Annotated in this window: 8 protein-coding genes and 4 pseudogenes; 8 read left to right on the plus strand and 4 right to left on the minus strand. The window is 60.6% G+C overall.

What is annotated here, in order from left to right; genetic code table 11:
* The first annotated feature begins 291 nt into the window (after window positions 1–291).
* The 4 genes and pseudogenes from BMON_RS02330 to BMON_RS02345 all read left to right on the plus strand — a co-directional run bounded on the left by BMON_RS02330 (window position 292) and on the right by BMON_RS02345 (window position 7,583).
* Entirely contained in the window at window positions 292–1,329 is a 1,038-nt protein-coding gene (locus BMON_RS02330; RefSeq protein WP_033513713.1) for a glycosyltransferase family 2 protein, read from the plus strand.
* Between the two features lie 212 nt (window positions 1,330–1,541).
* A pseudogene (locus BMON_RS02335) lies at window positions 1,542–4,445 on the plus strand (glycoside hydrolase family 3 N-terminal domain-containing protein).
* Between the two features lie 92 nt (window positions 4,446–4,537).
* A complete protein-coding gene (locus tag BMON_RS02340) occupies window positions 4,538–6,982 on the plus strand; it encodes a beta-glucosidase family protein (protein ID WP_237745295.1) in 2,445 nt (814 codons plus the stop codon).
* Window positions 6,975–7,583: a GtrA family protein gene (locus tag BMON_RS02345; protein ID WP_081882804.1), complete on the plus strand. Its 609-nt coding sequence runs from the start codon at window positions 6,975–6,977 to the stop codon at window positions 7,581–7,583. The genes BMON_RS02340 and BMON_RS02345 overlap by 8 nt, the downstream gene beginning before the upstream one ends.
* Window positions 7,584–7,612: 29 nt before the next feature.
* On the opposite strand, the gene BMON_RS02350 is transcribed toward BMON_RS02345, so the two are convergent.
* The 3 genes and pseudogenes from BMON_RS02350 to BMON_RS10755 all read right to left on the minus strand — a co-directional run.
* A complete protein-coding gene (locus BMON_RS02350; protein ID WP_033513711.1) occupies window positions 7,613–8,935 on the minus strand; it encodes a GHKL domain-containing protein in 1,323 nt (440 codons plus the stop codon).
* A complete protein-coding gene (locus tag BMON_RS10750; RefSeq protein WP_474842367.1) occupies window positions 8,932–9,357 on the minus strand; it encodes a LytR/AlgR family response regulator transcription factor in 426 nt (141 codons plus the stop codon). The genes BMON_RS02350 and BMON_RS10750 overlap by 4 nt, the downstream gene beginning before the upstream one ends.
* Window positions 9,337–9,540: pseudogene (locus BMON_RS10755) on the minus strand (LytR/AlgR family response regulator transcription factor); the annotation flags it as partial. The pseudogene BMON_RS10755 and the gene BMON_RS10750, both read right to left, overlap by 21 nt.
* A gap of 116 nt (window positions 9,541–9,656) precedes the next feature.
* Here BMON_RS10755 and BMON_RS02360 point away from each other — a divergent pair.
* The 3 genes and pseudogenes from BMON_RS02360 to BMON_RS02370 all read left to right on the plus strand — a co-directional run.
* A pseudogene (locus BMON_RS02360) lies at window positions 9,657–10,885 on the plus strand (ISL3 family transposase).
* 449 nt (window positions 10,886–11,334) lie between these two features.
* Window positions 11,335–12,462 (plus strand): ABC transporter ATP-binding protein, encoded by a 1,128-nt coding sequence (locus BMON_RS02365; protein ID WP_033513574.1) that lies wholly within the window; start codon window positions 11,335–11,337, stop codon window positions 12,460–12,462.
* A gap of 243 nt (window positions 12,463–12,705) precedes the next feature.
* A pseudogene (locus BMON_RS02370) lies at window positions 12,706–14,091 on the plus strand (DUF4032 domain-containing protein); the annotation flags it as partial.
* Window positions 14,092–14,218: 127 nt separating this feature from the next.
* Here BMON_RS02370 and rlmB read toward each other — a convergent pair.
* Window positions 14,219–15,211, minus strand: a complete 993-nt coding sequence (gene rlmB / locus BMON_RS02375; RefSeq protein ID WP_033513571.1) for a 23S rRNA (guanosine(2251)-2'-O)-methyltransferase RlmB — start codon at window positions 15,209–15,211, stop codon at window positions 14,219–14,221.
* A 340-nt stretch (window positions 15,212–15,551) separates the two neighbouring features.
* Here rlmB and BMON_RS02380 point away from each other — a divergent pair, with 340 nt between their 5' ends.
* Window positions 15,552–18,506 (plus strand): cation-translocating P-type ATPase, encoded by a 2,955-nt coding sequence (locus tag BMON_RS02380; protein ID WP_051917802.1) that lies wholly within the window; start codon window positions 15,552–15,554, stop codon window positions 18,504–18,506.
* Window positions 18,507–18,520: the final 14 nt, after the last annotated feature.

Consider the following 18,520-nt stretch of genomic DNA (forward strand, 5'->3'; position numbering starts at 1 on the left):
AATTGGTTCTCGAACATGGCTTGGTTGACTTGTATGATTGTATCGGGCATGGTTCTGTCGCCTGCTTTTCTAGAGCGGTTAATGGTCTGGCGACTGAAATCGTACACAGGTGACAAGCCATGCTCCACCACCTCAAAAAGCACCCACCAATTTGCGCAAAAAACCGGACGTTATCGTGGTATGGCAGGTACCCTGCGGTCGTCGAAGTCGAAGGTGCTATGTTATTCACACGAGGCATCCGCGTCGCCCATCGCTGTGGCGTGGATGGATGCGTCATCAGCCGGGAGAGCCATGCAGCACAAGAGTCACATCACGTTGAGTTTCGTTGTACCCGCATTCAACATGGAGGTATATCTCGGCCGGTGTGTGGACCCGCTGCTTATGGCCAAGGATTCCAGTGACATCGAGATAATTGTTATCGATGATGGTTCGAGTGATGGTACCGCCGCTATCGCTGATGGATATGCACGTCGGATTCCCAGCGTGATCAGAGTGCTGCATCAGTCCAACAAAGGCCATGGCGGAGCCGTCAACGCTGGTGTGGCCTTGGCCCGAGGGCAGTATGTCAAGGTCGTCGATGCCGACGACTGGGTCAGCCCCGGGTCCCTGGAGCGTGTAATGGCGGTGCTTCGGTCCGAGTGTGGCCGCTCGGAGCCCGTCGATCTCCTTGTCACGGATTATGTTTACGACAAAGTGGGGCGTCGGCATAAGCACATTGTTTGTTTTGACCGAGTGATGAAGTCCGACACCAGGTTGGGGTGGGACGATCTAGGTCGATTTGGTCTGTCGCAATATCTCATTATGCATTCCATATTTTTCCGCACGGAGGTTCTTCGCCGTGCGCGGCTGCGACTTCCGGAACACACGTTCTACGTCGATTTCATTTATGCGTATGAGCCTTTACCGTATGTGAAGACGCTGATGTACGTGGACACGCCGTTCTATCACTACTTCATCGGTCGTGAGGGGCAGTCGGTCCAGACGAACGCGATGATCGCCAGAACAGACCAGTTGGTGAGAGTCAATCACGCGATGACCTTAGACACACCTGAGCCGGATTCCGTTCCGGATGGTTTATATCACTATATGATTCACTTCCTCTCCATCACCAGCGTGGTCACCAGCGTGTTCCTCATTCTTTCGCGCCGGCCTGTGAACTATATGATCAAGGATGGGTTGTGGAGGGACATCGATATGATGTCGCCTAGGATCGGACATGATGTGAGGCGCACGCTGGCTTCTCGTGCCATCAATCTTCCGGGTCGAGGAGGACGCTTCATCATCCGTTATGGGTACCGGGTTGCGGATCGACTTGTCGGTTTCAATTAATGTGGAATGCAGCGTGACCACGGAAGAGATCGTGGGCATGGTGTGGGGGTTGCGAATGGCCCCTGGCGGCGGTCGCTCGACAGGTTATGCCGCGAATCATGCAGTTTAGGTCTCACGCGCCCCAAGTCCCGGCGTTCTTGGTGTAATGGGCATATCGACATGACATGAGGATGTGTCACGTTGTTACGAAGAAGAACGAGGAGGTTGTAACCATGTTGCAGATCAATATGGCCGATGTCGTCGCCGTGCTGCACTCACTGATTCCGTATCTTGCGATAGCCGCAGGCCTGCTACTGCTGGCGTTGGTGGTGACGGTGGCGGTCAACAAGGCGACGGTCGGGAATCGACCCGCCCGCAAGCTCATCCATTCGCAGGCATGGCTTGTGGCATTGGTGGGTGTCGTCGTGGCGCTGTCCATGATGTTGACGGGCCCTATGTCGACGTTGCTCAACAACGCGACCATCACCAAGTATCAGCTGTCCAATCGCACCGTGACGCAGGCAAATGCGCTCGCCAAAGACGTGCAGTCCGAAGCGGTGACGATGCTGCAGAACAACGATGCGAATCTGCCGATTGCCAACAAGAAAGTGAACGTCTTCGGATGGGGTTCGACGAATCCCGTATACGGCGGCACGGGGTCCGGCTCGATGTCTGATCAATACCCGACCGTATCCCTCCTGGACGGCTTCAAACAGGCTGGATTGCAAACCAATACGGCACTGACCAAGCTCTACACCGATTACCGTAAGGACCGGCAGGTGGTCGCCATGTTCGCACAAGACTGGACGTTGCCTGAAGTGCCGGCTGCGCAATACAGCGGCTCGTTGATGCGTGACGCCAAGGCCTACTCGGATCAGGCTGTTGTCGTCATCACTCGAGTCGGTGGTGAGGGTGCCGACCTGCCCACCAATATGAAGGCCAAGGGGATCACCTACAAGAGTAATTCGAAGGATTATGACGATTTCAAAGACGGTGAGCATTTCCTCCAATTGAGCAGGACCGAACGCGATATGATCGATCTTGTCTCGAAGAACTTCAACAAGGTCACCCTGGTTTATAACGGTGCAAATACCTTCCAGTTCGACTTTTTGCGCGATTATCCGCAGATCAAGTCGGTATTGTGGTGCCCGCCCGCCGGGCAGACCGGTTTCAGCGCTTTGGGTGGTGTCCTGACGGGTGCGGTCAACCCCTTGGGGAAGACCTCCGACACTTTCATCAGGAATCTCAAACAATCTAACAGTTTCAACAACGCAGGTGCGTTCGCCTACGACAACGTTGACGAATTCGTGCAGAAGGTCACAGGATTCGCCGGGAAGACCAGCGATGTCAAGCCCACGTTCGTCAATTACAGCGAGGGGATTTACGTAGGGTACAAATTCTATGAGACCGCTGCTGCAGAGGGTCTGATCAACTATGACGATACGGTACTGTACCCATTCGGATACGGCTTGAGTTACACGACTTTCACGCAAAGCATGGGCGCGGCGACCCATCACGACGGCAAAGTGTCGTTCGAAGTGACAGTGACCAATACGGGCGATGCCCCGGGCAAGGACGTCGTGGAAACCTATTACAACCCGCCGTACACCGAGGGCGGCATCGAAAAGGCGTCGACCAATCTGATCGCGTTCGAGAAGACGAAGGAGCTCGCCCCGGGCGCTTCGCAGGTCGTGAAGATCGCCTTCAATGATGACGCCATGGCTTCCTATGATGCCAGCAAAGCGAAGGCCTATGTGCTGGAAAAGGGCGATTATCAGATCTCCATCCAGGCCGACGCCCATAGTGTCATCGACACCAAGACCGTCACCATGGGAGAGACCGTCACCTACAACACGGCTTCGCACACGCATGACGGTGATAAGAAAGCCGCTACCAACAGGTTCGACCAGGCCGCTGGTGACGTCGTGTATCTCTCACGAGCTGGGCATTTTGCCAATTACGCCAAGGCCACGGCCGCTCCGACGAATTTCTCCATGAGTGCCGACGCGAAGTCGCGCTTCACCAATAATGGCAACTACGATCCCAGCAAGCACAACCGGGAGTCTGATGTCATGCCCACCACGGGCGCAAGAATGGAGTGCGGCTCGTGGATCTGCGAGGTAAGGAGGTATGAGGACCCACAGTGGAAGACGCTGCTCGATCAGCTTACTGTGCCGGAGATGGATAATCTCTCAGCCATGGCGGGCTATGGAACCCAGGCGATTCCTTCCATCGGCAAGATCCAACTTACCGATGCCGACGGACCTGCGTCGTTGAACAACAACTTCACGGGAGTGGGGTCCATCGGATTCCCGGCCTCAACCGCGTTCGCCTGCACTTGGAACAAAGCTCTAGCCGAACGGTTCGGCACCATGATCGGCACTATGGCCCATGACATACACGTGGCCGGGTGGTATGCCCCGGCGATGAACATTCACCGTAATGCCTTCTCGGGTCGTACGTTCGAATACTTCTCCGAAGACTCCCTGTTGTCCGGCGTGATGGCCTCCAACCAGATCGCCGGGGCTAGGGAGAAGGGCGTGTATTCGTTCATGAAGCACTTCGCCATGAACGATCAGGAGACGAACCGACTCAATATGTTGTGCACCTGGGCCAATGAGCAGTCCATTCGAGAGATCTATCTCAGGCCATTTGCCATGAGCGTCAAGGAGGGCGGCGCCCAGGCGGCGATGAGTTCCTTCAACTACATTGGCGCGACCTATGCCGGGGCCGATGCCGCCCTCCTCAAGGGCGTGTTGCGCGATGAATGGGGCTTCCGTGGTTTCGTGCTCACTGATTATTTTGGCGGCTACGGCTACCAGAACGCTGATCAGGAGATTCGCAACGGCAATGACGCGATGCTGGCCACGACGAGTATCACCAACCATGTGAAGGACAAGTCGGCCACCTCGGTCAAGGCGTTGCGGTTGGCCACGAAAAACATCCTCTACACCACGGTGAACGGTTGGCAGTATGCGAACGGCGAACCCAAGGTGGCTATGCCTATCTGGCGTACGGCCATGGTCACGGCGTGGATCGTTGTGGCGGTGCTGGTGCTCGGACTCGAGTTCCTGGCTATTCGCCGATACCTGCGGCGGCGCAAGAGCCCTGCCTTGATCGCGGGCGAGTCGAGGTAACACCGGATCGGTCGTGGCGCATCGCAGGTCGGTGCGCCACGACCCGACGGTCCCCGGGGGCGATGAGATGAGTGCGATAACGATGCGAGGCAATGATGATGCGTGATGATCTTTCAATTACGGAACAGGCGGCATTGCTGTCAGGTGCTTCCGAATGGGAGTCCAGAGCGAATGAGCGGGCCGGGGTGCCGGCTTTTGTGATGAGCGACGGCCCTCATGGGGTGCGGCGCCAGCTGGGGTCCGGCGACCATCTTGGGTTGGGCGAGTCCAAACCCGCAACCTGTTTTCCGACGGCCGGTACGGTCGCGAATTCATGGGACCCTGTGCTTGTGGAGCGCATGGGCCGTGCCCTGGGGCGTGAGGCGCATGATCTTGACGTGAACATCCTGCTTGGTCCCGGGATGAACATCAAACGTAATCCCTTATGCGGTCGGAATTTCGAATATTTTTCGGAGGACCCCATCGTCTCCGGGCGTATGGCCGCGGGACTCATTACGGGAGTGCAGAGTCAGGGCGTCGGTGCCTGCCCTAAGCATTTTGCGGTCAACAGCCAGGAACTACGCAGACAGTCCTCGAATTCCGTCGTGGATGATCGCACGATGCGCGAGCTGTACCTCACAGCCTTCGAGATTGCGGTGCGAGAGGCCAAACCCTGGAGTGTGATGACCTCCTACAACCGAGTCAACGGCGTGTACGCCCACGAGAACGCCCACTTGCTGCAGGATATTCTGCGTAAGGAGTGGGGGTTCGACGGATGGTTGTCTCCGACTGGGGGGGGCTCGAATTCCGCCGTCGCCGCCGTGCGTGCGGGTGGTTCGTTGGAGATGCCTTCTCCTGGCTACACTTCGGTGCGAGAGCTGGTTGCCGCCGTGCATGCGGGGACGTTGTCGAAGGATGATGTGGAGCGGCGTGCCCGCGAGGTTGCGACCACGGCCAGGCGTACCGGTGGCCGCCAGGTTGACCGGAACGGTGTGCTGAGGCCCGATGTCATTGATGCGCATCATGACATCGCGCGTCAGGTGGCCGAGGCGTCCGATGTGCTGTTGAAAAACGATGGTCGTGTGGCGGGAGGGTCGGTCTTGCCGTTGAAGCGGGGCACCCGAGTGGCGATTATCGGTGACATGGCTAAGATACCGCGATTCCAGGGCAGTGGATCCTCCAAGGTCAACGCGACGAGGAGCGAGAGCCTGCTTGACCAGTTTATGCGTTCCAGTGACGTGGCAGTGGCGGGATACCGGCAAGGGTACGAACGCCGTTGCGCGCCGAATACCGTGTTGCTTGACGATGCGGTGGCGCTCGCCGCCGACAAGGGCACCGATGTGGTCGTCGTGGTGATCGGACTTGATGAGCGCAGTGAATCCGAAGGACTGGACCGTTCCACCATGGCTATCCCGCAGCTGCAGGTCGATCTTATCGGTGCATTGCACGCCACGGGCAAGCCCATCGTCGCTGTCCTTGTCGCGGGTTCTCCTGTACAGACATCGTGGATTGACGATGCCGATGCGGTGCTCTACGTCGGTCTGTCCGGTCAGGCCGGGGCCTCGGCCGCCGTGCGGATTCTCACGGGTGAGGTTAACCCTTCCGGGCGTCTCGCTGAGACCTGGCCCATCGACTATGCGGATTGTCCAAGTGCCGCATGGTATCCCGCCGATGGACCCGACGCCATCTACCGTGAGGGGCCGTTCGTTGGATATCGCTATTACCGGACCGCCGACATCCCGGTGCGTTTCCCATTCGGTTATGGGCTGAGTTACGCGTCGTTCTCGTTCGGGGCGCTCAGCGTCAATGACGACGGCGTCTCATTTACAGTGACGAATACGTCCGACGTTGAAGGGGCAACGGTGGCCCAGCTGTATGTACGCGGCCCGCAGGTGGGGTACTCCGGCCGGATCGTGAACTCAAGCTTTATCAAAGTACGGCTTGCGGCTCATGAGCGTCGGGTGGTGCATATCGATTTCGATCAATACACGTTCCGTCACTACGATCCGACAGTGCAGCGGTGGTGTACCGAATCTGGGTCATGGACAGTCATGGTCGGCGAAGACTGCGATCACGACCGCCTGCGCGCACAGTTCACCGTTGAAGGTGATGTCGAACCCGTTCCGGCCGATCCCGCGCTGGGGGCCTACCTCACCGGCCGTGTGAAGGATGCGACCGACGATGAGCTGGCCACCTTGTTTCGCGGGCATGTACCTTTGACGTCGCCTTCCTCGGTATTCGGAGTCAATGATCCGATCGTCTCCTGGCAACACTCGCGAGGTCTCGTCGCGCGAGCCGTGGCCCGCACGCTTGTTCGGCGTGAGGCCAGAATCTCTCGCAAAAAGGGAGCCCCCGATCTCGATACCCTATTTGTGCTCAACATGCCTCCACGGGCGATGTCCAAGATGACAGGTGGCCTGGTCGACGGTGCCATGGTCGATGCCATCGTGCTTGTCGCCAACGGGCACGCCGTACGTGGACTGGGGGCTTTCGTCGTCGCGTATCTGCGCAACCGTAGCGCCGCCCGAAACATAGCAAAGGAACTTCATCATGACTGATATGCACTCCAACACCCCGCGTGTCGGGGGCGGTACCGCCCCCGACGGCGACGATCGGGCGTCGGGACCACTGCGTCGTTGGATTGACGAGCATCCGAATATCTGGGAGTTCATCCTATTCAACGTGCTGTCGAACATCTCGACGATCACGCGCTTCGTCGTGACGTGGATCGGCACGGTGGTGTTCATATCGGTAATGGGGCTCACCGTCCCGTTCTCGTTCCTGATCTTCAACTACACCACGCCCGGATCCCACGGACTAGGCGGTTTTCTCACTTTCCTGTTCGCGGAGATTCTTGCTCAGGTGGTGAATTTCGTCGTGCAGATGAAATGGGTATTCAAGTCTGATTCCAGTTTCTCCGACGCCGCTTGGAAGTACGCGATACTTGCGGTCGTCGTCGTGGTGGTCAATCTGATCCTGCCCGGTTATGTGACCACATTGTGCATGGGATGGGGCATGAACGCGGGACTGGCCGCGACTGCGGCATCTGTCGTCAACACCTTCCTTGCTGTGGTGGTGAGTTACCCGCTGCTCAAGTTCTGGATCATGCCGAAGCGTGCCGAAGATGCTGGGTCCAGTGCTGCGCAACAAGGGCACTGAGAGGTGGTGCTGACGGTGCCGAAACGGGGTCAGTGGGGAAGCAGAACCGTCAGCACGAACCAGTGGTCATGGGTGCGGATGGTCACCGCTCCGTCATACTGGTGCGCGATATGTTGTATCGATTTCACACCGAAGCCGTGTTTATGCTCATCGGCCTTCGTCGTTTTCAAGTCTCCTGCGGCGTCCGTGCTGACTGGGGAGGCATAATAGTTCTCGACCCGGATGACGACGAAGTCATGCTTGGCATAGAGGGCAAGGCGGATAAGACGGTGCTGGGTGTCGTCGAGTTTCGATGAGGCTTCAATGGCGTTGTCAAGTGCATTGCCGAACAACGAGGCGATGTCCATGGATGACATGGCAGCCAGGAGTTTGCCGTCGGCTACCGCCGTGAATGTGATGCCTTGGTGCGCGCACAGACGTGCCTTGCTGGTGAGGATGACGTCCAACACGGGGTTGCCCGTATGCTGTTGTGCGCTGTATTTGCCGACTGCGGCTTCGAGCTGTTCGAAGCCCTCGGCCACGTGTTGGGGATCTACCTGCGAGCGCAACGCGCCGATCTGATGTTTGAGGTCGTGGGCGATCCGACCGAGCGATTCGAGATTATCCTTCGACTGCAGGTACTCCTGGTGCTGGCTGTGCAACTGCGCGTCGATCGAGGCGAGTTCGGCGTTTGCCGCGATTCGTCTCGATTGCTCTTGTTGGGCGTAAAGGATGGCGAACCCGCAGAAGTCGACGAGGGTGCGGATGTAGAAGATTTCCTGTCCCACGGTCCCGGAGAACGGTGTGTTGGTCGAGAGGAAGCTCAGATTGCTCATGGCGAAGGTGACGGCGGTGATGGCGATGGTCGCCGTCGTCGTCGACAAGCTGGGGACCGTGGGCGAAGTCTGGCTGAAGTTCGTCCGTTCCGCGTACCAGGCCACGCCGAAGCAGGCGGCGTAGGTCGTGAGCAACACGGCGATTGAGAGCATAGGGTTATCCGAGGGGTAGCCTCCCAATCCTAGGAAAGTAACGAGCTGCCAGTGTAATGACGCCACTAGTTCTGCGAGGACGAAGGCCCTAGCGGTCAGGTAGAGGGCTTCCCTCTTACGCAGCCCCCCGGCATTGACGATGATGAGAAACATACCCGTGAAAGCCAGCAGCATACCCAGTATCCACAGCGATTTGGGCATGATGCCAGCGACATACTGGGTGCCGATCATGACGGGAAGTCCTGCGGCCAGGACGATTATGGTCTTGGATGATGCGACTCTGCGGTAGATGATGGCCAGGTAGACGGCGCAGGCGAGCCATTCGCACACCGCGGTGAAAAGACGGGGAATGTCGGGCAGGGCGTTCGTGATGGTGGTGTTCATTGGGGGTCGGCCCCCAATGAATTGACGAGCGCAGAGAGGAAGGCTTTTTTACGGGGTCTGCTGATACGTAGTCGTTCACCGGTGGACATCACGCATTCTTGGCCCTCCACTGCATTCACATGGCGCAGGTTGACCAGGTAACAGGAGTTGGACCGGAAGAAGTTGTGGCCCCGCCATTGCGTTTCGAGTTCCTTGAGTGTGCCGGACATGGAGATGGTATCGCCCAAGGTATGGATCACGATGGTGTGTCTGATGGATTCGGCGTACACGATCTCGGAGAAGGTGAGCCGCAGGCGGTTGGATCCCGCCTCCACGAGGACCGAGTCGGCGCTGCGGCGTTGCAGTGCGGCAATCGAGCGTTTGAGTTCCTGGCTGAAGGCGAACCAGGGGACCGGTTTGAGCAGATACGACAACGCTTGCACCTCGTACCCACTGATGGCGTACTGTGGCGCCGCGGTGATAAACACGATGACGACATGGGTGTCCTGCCGTCTGATTTCCCTGGCAGCCTGCATACCGTCCATTCCTGTCATCTCAATATCCATGAGCAGGATGTCATATGCTGGGAAGTAGCCTTCGACGATGTCGGCGCCATCCTTGAACGTCGAGGTGACGAAGGTAGTGCCATACTCATCGTGGTAGCGCTTGAGATAGGTGGCTTTTCGCTGTTTGGTGTGGGTGGGCTGGTCGGGTGGAGGTGGCTGGCGGGTAGTTTGGGGGTATGGATACCACGTTGTTGTTCACCGCCGCCTTGCAGTTGCCTGATCCCTGGAGGGTTTCGGGTGTGGAGTTGCGTGACGGGGAGGGCGGCGGACGCGAATTGCACATCACGATCGGATTCGAGCCCGGCTCGCGTTTTTCTTGCCCGCATGCGCAGTGCGGGCGGGAGGCGTGCCCGATGCATGATGTCAGGAACCGGGTGTGGCGGCACTTGAACTTCTTCCCGTACCAGGCGTTCATCCACGCGGGCGTGCCGCGCGTATCATGCCCCGAGCACGGCGTGCGTGCGGTGCCGGTGCCGTGGGCCCGTCCAGGCAGCGGGTCCACTGTTGTTCGAGGCGATGGTCGTGGAGCCGGCGAAAAGCCAGCCGGTCGCGGACATAGCCGGGCAGGTCGGCGAACATGACACGAGATCGTGGCGGTTCATCGGACATGATGTGGACCAGGCCCGCCTGTACGGGGATCACACGGGCGTGGAGGCGATCGGCATCGACGGGACCAGCCGCCAAGGCCACCGGTACATCACCGTGCTCGCCGATCCGGCGGAGCGCAACGTGATCCGCGTGGTGCCCGGCAAGGACGCGAACACCGTCAAACGGTTCGCGTTGGATTTCATGGACCACAACGGTGACCCGAACCGGGTGCCACCGGTCACCTGCGACATGAGCCCGGGGTTCGCCAGGCATCCGCGGACACCTGCCCAACGCCGCCAAGGTGATCGACAAGTTCCATGTGATCAAGCACGCCAACGAGGCCGTCGACAAGGTCCGCAAGACGCAGGCCGGGCGCAACCCCCTGCTCAGGCGCACGGAATACCTGTGGCTGCGCAACGAGGAGGGCCCGACCGGGCTCCAGCTGGAGACCAGGCATGACCTGCAGGAACAACGGGTCAGGACCGGACGCGCCTGCCGGATGCGCGAGACCCTCCAGGACATCCACGCCACCAGCACGAGCCGGATGCGGGCCGGAGCCGGGTTCCGGACATGGTGCTCGTGGGTGATGCACTCCCGTTTGGAACCCATGAAAACCCTCGCCCGCCGGATCCGTCGTCACTGGCGGGACATCCTCACGTATTTCGACCACCGGTGCACCAACGCGATCCTCGAGGGATTGAACGGCATCATCCAACACATCAAAACCCGAGCCCGCGGCTTGCGCAACATGGACCACTTCTCCACGATGATCCACCTGACCTGCGGCAAGCTCGACCTGGCCACCGTCACCATATAACCAGCCCACCCACACCAAACAGCGAAAGGCCAGATAGGTCAGCACGAGTCGGCTTGCCGTGGGGTCGTCCTCGACCACACCAATGAGGATGGGTTCCATGTCCTCTCGCCTTCTTTGTGAGGTCTGCATTCTATCTTGTCATCGAGCCAAATGCATCCAATTTCGGATAGTCGGAACTGATGGTGTGGTGACACTGGGCCGCGCCGTGGGATTGGGTTGGGTGGCGTCTGACCTTTCACGTTGTCGAATGTGACATGGCCGGCGTGGCGGGGCGTGTTGACGGTGTCGTCGAACCGTGTATAGTTGGCCATGGCTCAACGAAGAGAACCTTCAATGGCCGGAAAACAGAATGTTGTTGTCCACATGCCCGAAGTTGGGAGTATGGATGATAGCGGACCCTTCACAACGGATCGTTCGGCACGTACCTGCCGATGAAAGGAATGGCTACAATGGCAGAAGTAGTATTCGAGCATGTGACTCGTGTATACCCGGGCAATGATAAGCCTTCGGTAGATGATTTGAATCTTGAGATCAAGGACGGTGAGTTCCTGGTTCTCGTTGGGCCTTCAGGTTGCGGTAAGTCAACGACGCTGCGCATGCTGGCGGGTCTGGAAGAGGTCAACAAGGGCCGGATCCTGATCGGTGGCAAGGATGTCACGACGATGCAGCCCAAGGACCGCGATATCGCGATGGTCTTCCAGAACTACGCGCTGTATCCACATATGACCGTTGCCGACAACATGGGCTTCGCCCTGAAGATCGCCGGCACCCCGAAGGATCAGATTCGCAAGCGCGTCGAAAAGGCCGCCGAGATTCTGGACCTCACCGAGTTCCTCGACCGCAAGCCGAAGGCGCTCTCCGGTGGTCAGCGTCAGCGTGTTGCTATGGGCCGCGCTATTGTGCGTGAGCCGAAGGTCTTCCTCATGGATGAGCCGCTGTCGAACCTTGACGCGAAGCTCCGTGTGCAGACCCGTACGCAGATCGCCGCACTGCAGCGTCAGCTCGGTGTCACGACCCTGTACGTGACCCACGATCAGACCGAGGCCCTGACGATGGGCGATCGCATCGCCGTCATCAAGCTCGGCCTGCTGCAGCAGGTCGGTGCGCCGACCGAGCTGTACGATCGCCCGGCCAACGTCTTCGTCGCCGGCTTCATCGGCTCCCCGTCGATGAACATCAACACCCACCCCGTGGTGGACGGCAAGGCGCAGATCGGTAGCGATACCGTGGATCTCCCCGCCGAGGTCGTCTCCAAGCTCGGTCCGGAGGACAATGGCCAGATCGTCATCGGCTTCCGTCCCGAGGATGCGGGTCTCGCCACGAGTGAGGACGACAATGCGTTCTCCCTCAAGGTCGTCAACGTCGAGGATCTGGGTTCCGACGGTTACATCTACGGCAACATCATCACTGATAACTCGGTGCTGGAGGCGTCTGCCACGATGTCCGATCAGAACAAGCTGACCACGATCCGCGTCAACCCGCGCTCCCTGCCGAAGGTCGGCGAGGTCGTCAAGATCAAGATTGATCCGATCAAGATGCACCTCTTCGCTCCTTCCAGCGAACTGCGCCTCAACTAATCTTGGCGGGGCCTAGCCCCGTCAACCATTGCACGAGATCGCCTCTTCCTCTCTAAGGTCTCGTCACGGAAAGCCCCGCGTAGCCGCGGGGCTTTCTCGTTGTGTACCACGTGTGTGCAGCCGAATTCACGTCCGGAAGGTAGATTGTCAGGTATGACGAAGACACAGACACCAGAGACGATTGACGGGCGCGATGGCGGGCCGTCCTCGCACAACAGCGGGTCGAACGCCGCGGTGATCAGGCCCAAGGCCCTCAAGATCACGGCGTCGAGCTCGAATCCCAAGATGTTCACCCTGCCGTGGGAACGGACGTTGGCGACTTGGCCGGCCGACCTGCTGGTCAACTTGCCCCGCGGCATCTCCCGGCATGTGGTCCGGTTCGTCCGCGTCGGCGATGAGGTCTACGCGATGAAGGAGATCACCCAGTCAGTGGCTGAGCGGGAATACGACCTGCTGCGCAGACTGCGGAAGCTCGACCTGCCCACCGTGGCGCCCATCGGCGTGGTCACCGGCCGGACGGATCGCGAAGGCAATGCGCTCGAGGCCATCCTCGTCACCAGGCACCTGAAGTTCTCGCTGCCCTATCGCGTGTTGTTCGCCCGCAATCTGCGTCCGGACACCGCCGAGCGGCTGATCGACGCACTTGCCGTACTGCTGGTCCGGCTTCATCTGGCCGGGTTCTACTGGGGCGATGTATCCCTGTCGAACGTGTTGTTCCTGCGCGATGCGGATGCTTTCTCCGCCTTTCTGGTGGATGCTGAAACCGGCGATCTGCACGGCGCGTTGACCGATGGGCAGCGCGAGTACGACATCGATCTGGCCCGCACCAACATCATCGGCGAGCTCATGGATCTGAGCTCAGGGCAGCTCCTGCCGGGCAGCGTCGACGAGATCGAGGTCGGCGACCGTCTGGTAGAGCGGTATCGGTCGCTGTGGACCACGCTGACCGGCACCGAGAAGTTTGGCCCCGATGAGATGTGGAAGATCGAGGAGCGTGTCAACACGCTGAACAAACTCGGCTTCGACGTGGACGAGCTCGAGGTGAAGACCTCGGATGACGGCCAACGTGTGCTCGTGCGGCCCCGGGTTGTGGACGCGGGGTATGCCTCGCGCAAGTTGCTGCGGCTCACCGGCCTTGATGTGCAGGAGAACCAGGCGAGGCGTCTGCTCAACGATCTGGACGCCTATCGGGCCTCCTCATGGCGTGACGACGAATCTATGGAGATCGTCGCGACGGACTGGATGCGCGGGGTCTTCGAGCCCACCGTGCGGATGATTCCCGCCGGTTTCCGGTCCCAGATCGAACCGGCCCAGTTCTTCCACGAGGTGCTCGATCACCGCTGGTTCCTTGCGGAGAAGGCCGGGCACGACATCCCCATGCAGGAGGCCGTGCAAAGCTATATCAAACACGTGCTGCCCCAGTACAAGCTGGATTCGAAGGCGTTGCAGGAGTTGAACGCGGAGGCGGATTCCGGCGTGGTCGACGAACAATCGACCTACGACGAACACCCCATGGCCACCAACGGAGACGACGATGGCTCCCAAGGCACCGGTGACAGACGGGACAGTGCCGATGATGACGGCTATAACCCCGACGATGACCCGGACGCCGCCGTCTGGGCTTCCTGAATGCCATCGACCGGAATGCATCGCACCGGGGATTTCCGAGGAGGCAATGCGGATGCGGTATCCGCAGCCGAGAAATCACCGGTGAGGGCCCGCCGGAACGGGGTACGCTCCGGCGGTAGGCGGCCGATCAGTCCTGTGGTTTGGCCGTGCGCCTGGCCCGCGCCACCGCATACAGGCTGATGCCCGCGGCGACCGAGGCGTTGAGGGATTCGACAAGTGTGCTCATGGGAATCCCGGCGATCGAATCGCAGGTGTTCCTGACGAGCCTGCTCAGCCCTTTGCCTTCGGAACCCAGCACCACGACCAGCGGATCGGATTCGAAACCCGTCTCCCCGACGAAGCTGGTGCCGCCGCCGTCGAGACCGACGACGTAGTACCCGCGTTCCTGCAGGCTTTCCAAAGCCTTGGTGAGGTTCACGACGCGAGCCACCGGCATGTGGGCGGCCGCACCGGCCGAGACCTTCCATGCCGCCGCCGTGACCGATGCGGAGCGACGCTCCGGCAGAATGACGCCATTGGCGCCGAAAGCAGCCGCCGAGCGGATCACCGCGCCGAGGTTCTGCGGGTCGGTGACACCATCCAAGGCGATGAACAGCGGCCTGGCCGACACGCGCGCCTGTTCGGAATCGGCGATCTGCATGGCCTCGTTCTTCTTATCGGCGTGCTCGACGAGTTTCTGCAGGGAGGAATACTGGTAGGGCTGGGCTTTGAGGATCACGCCCTGGTGGTTGGATGATCGCGCGATGCGGTCCATTTCCAGACGGTCGGCCTCGAGCAGATTGAGCCCGTGCATGCCGGCGAGTTTGACGATCTCCCTCGTCCGGTCGTCATGCTCGATGCGGCTGGCGATATACAGCTGTGTGCTGGGTACACCGACGCGTAGCGCTTCGAGCACCGCATTACGGCCGATGACCAGGTCGTCGGAGTCCGAGGTGAATCGGGCCACGCGGCGTCGTGCCGCGATGCGGGGATCGGAGATCCTGCGCCGTTCCGCCGTTTTATTCTCCTTGTATGCCTTGTGATAGGTGCGGTCCTGCGCCTTGGGCGTCGGTCCCTTGCCCCTGAGGGCATTACGATGTTTGCCGCCCGACCCCTTGGTCGGACCCTTCTTCATAGTCATAGCCGCCATTCTCCCAGCACCCCATGGCATTTGGCGGTCGGGGAAGCCGTGTCGCTCCGGCGCTGCGGGGTGTGCGATTGCGCTGAGGGCACAGCGTTCGGCGGGTTGCCCGTGCACCGTCCCTCCGTCGTCATGCGTTGCCGTACTATGAAAAGGAACGTGTCGGCGGCAGAAGCCCCGACGCACACTTACCGCGCAGCCGCATCGGGGACGCATGTCACGGGTTCGGTTGACTACTTCGCGGCCAATCCAAGGAGTCACCATGGTTGGTCGATCTGATGATCATTCGACGACACCACCAGTAACCGAGCAGGCCGATGAGCCCCGTCCGCAGATCCCCATGGAGCTGACGGACGCCATACCGCAGGACGCCGCGCATGACGCTCCGACCGATGCGGCCGATCCGTCGCTGTCCGATGCGGTGGACGTCGCCAAGGCGCTCGACGTCGACCCGAAGGTGGGGTTGAGCGAGCAGGAGGCACAGCGTCGCCGGGAGCAATTCGGCAGCAACGAGCTGGAGAGCGCGCCGCCCGTGCCGCGATGGAAGAAATTCCTGCAGCAGTTCCGCGACCCGCTGGTGTATCTGTTGTTCGCAGCCACGATCATCTCGGTCATTGCATGGATCATCGAGCGGTTGAACGCCGCTCCCGGGTCCCATGGTGAGGCCTTGCCGTTCGACGCCATCGTCATCGTGCTGATCCTGTTGGTGAATGCGGCGTTGGGTTATATCCAGGAGGCCAAGGCCGAGCAGGCCGTCGAGGCGCTGTCCAAGATGACGGCGCCGCAGACCTCGGTGCTCCGGGACGGTAAGGTGTCTCGGATCCGCACGACCGACGTGGTGCCGGGCGATATCGTGGTGCTGGGCGAAGGCGATTCGGTCCCCGCCGACGGCAGGCTCGTGGCCGCCGCGTCCTTGCGCATCGCCGAGGCGAGCCTGACCGGCGAGTCCGTTCCGGTCGGCAAGCGTCCCGATACGCTGACCGGTGCCAAGGCCTTGGGCGACCGCACCAATATGGTGTTCAACGGCACCGCCGTGACCCAGGGCACCGGCCGTGCGATCATCACCGCGACCGGCATGCGGACCCAGGTTGGTCATATCGCCGAGATGCTCTCCCATACGGAGGATGAGATCACCCCGCTGCAGCGTGAGATGAACCGGGTGTCCAAGATCCTGGGCATCGCCGTATGCATCATCGCCGTCATCGTCCTCGTCGCGCTCGCCGTGGTGGAGGGCTTCCATGACATCCACGACGTCATCGATTCCCTCCTGTTGTCCGTCTCCCTCGCCGTCGCCGCCGTGCCCGAGGGGCTAGCGACGATTCTGACCGTCGTGCTTGCCCTGGGCGTGCAGCGGATGGCCGCGCATCACGCGATCGTGAAGAAACTGTCCTCCGTCGAGACCTTGGGCTCGGCTTCGGTGATCTGCTCGGATAAGACCGGTACGCTGACCCGTAACGAAATGACCGTCGAACGCGTCGCCACCGCGAGCGGAGAAGTCCAGGTCACCGGGACCGGATACCGTCCCGAGGGCCGTGTGTTGTCGGACGGCGGGACGGATGAGGTCGATGCGACCTTGCTGCATGAGGCCGTCGCCACGCTCGGCATCGGCGCTCTGGCCAATGACGGGGACCTGCGTGAGCGTGACGGCGATTGGGAGGCGGTTGGTGACCCCACTGAGGTCTCCATCCTCGTTGCCGCCCGCAAGGCCAAGGCCAACCGCCACTATGCGAGCTATCAACGCGTCGCCGAGGTGCCGTTCACTTCGGAACGTAAGCGCATGTCGATCATCGCCAAGAACACCGCCGACGACGGGATACTGACCGTCTTCGCCAAGGGCGCTCCCGACGTGCTGCTCGGGCTGTGCACCCATATGGCCGTGGGCAACGCCGTACGGCGTCTCACCGACGGCGACCGTGCCGACATTCAGGCCACCGTCGAGCGGCTGTCCTCGCAAGCCTACCGGACGCTGGGCCAGGCCTACCGCCCGTTGGAGACGCAGTCCCTGTCGCAGATTCCCGGCATCCAAACCGACGCGGCGGGGCAGGTCGTCGACATCGCGGAACAGAGCGATGTCATCGAGTCCCAGCTCATCTGGGCCGGCATGGTCGGCATCATCGATCCGCCGCGTACCGAAGTCCGCGACAGCGTCAAGGAGGCCCATAAGGCCGGCATCCGCACGGTCATGATCACTGGAGACCACCCGCTCACGGCCACCCGCATCGCCTCCGATCTGGGCATCGTGAGCGAGGGGGGCGAGGCGCTCACGGGCGATCAGTTGGACGCTCTCACCGACCAGGATGCGTTGGATCGGGCGACCTCGAAGGTGTCGGTCTACGCCAGGGTCGCGCCGGAGCACAAGCTGACCATCGTCAAGTCCTTGCAGCGGCAGCACAACATCGTGGCGATGACCGGCGATGGCGTGAATGACGCCCCGGCGGTCAAGGCCGCCGATATCGGCGTCGCGATGGGTGTTACCGGCACCGAGGTCACCAAGGAGTCGGCGAAGATGATCCTCGCCGACGACAACTTCTCCACGATCGTCGATGCGGTCCGTGAAGGTCGTGGCATCTTCGACAATATCCGCAAGTTCCTGCGTTACCTGCTGAGCTCCAACGTCGGCGAGGTCTTCACCGTCTTCTTCGGGGTCATCTTCGCCGGGTTCCTCGGCATCACGCAGCCTGAGTCGCGGGGTGTCACCCTGCCGCTCCTGGCCACGCAGCTGCTCTGGATCAATCTGCTCACCGATGCCGCACCGGCCCTTGCCATGGGCGTGGATCCCACCAGCGACGATGTCATGGAACGTCATCCGCGCAGCATGAAGGACAACGTCATCGACCGGCCGATGTGGGGCGACATCGTCTTCATTGGTCTGGTGATGGCCGTCGTCACCCTGATCGGCATGGACATGCATCTGTCGGGCGGATTGTTCACCGACCGCAGCGTCGAGGCCATCGGCCATGACGCGCAGATGGTCGAGGCGCGGACGATGGGCTTCACGATTCTCGTCTTCGCCCAGATGTTCAACGCGTTGGCCTCGCGCTCGCACTTGCACAGCTTCTTCAGTCACCTGTTCACCAACCGCTGGCTGTGGGGTGCGATCGCCGTATCCGCCGCGTTGCAGGTGTTGGTCATCTATGTGCCGATTCTCAATACGGCCTTCGGCACGGTGCCGCTGACCCTGACCGACTGGCTGGAGTGCATGGGACTGGCATTGCTGGTGCTTGTGGCCTCCGAATTGCGCAAGATCGTGTTGCGCGCCCGCCATCGCGGTTCGGTCGATCTCGGACAGGACTGAATGCCGACGGCGTG

The organism is Bifidobacterium mongoliense DSM 21395 (assembly GCF_000741285.1).
GTDB lineage: Bacteria > Actinomycetota > Actinomycetes > Actinomycetales > Bifidobacteriaceae > Bifidobacterium > Bifidobacterium mongoliense.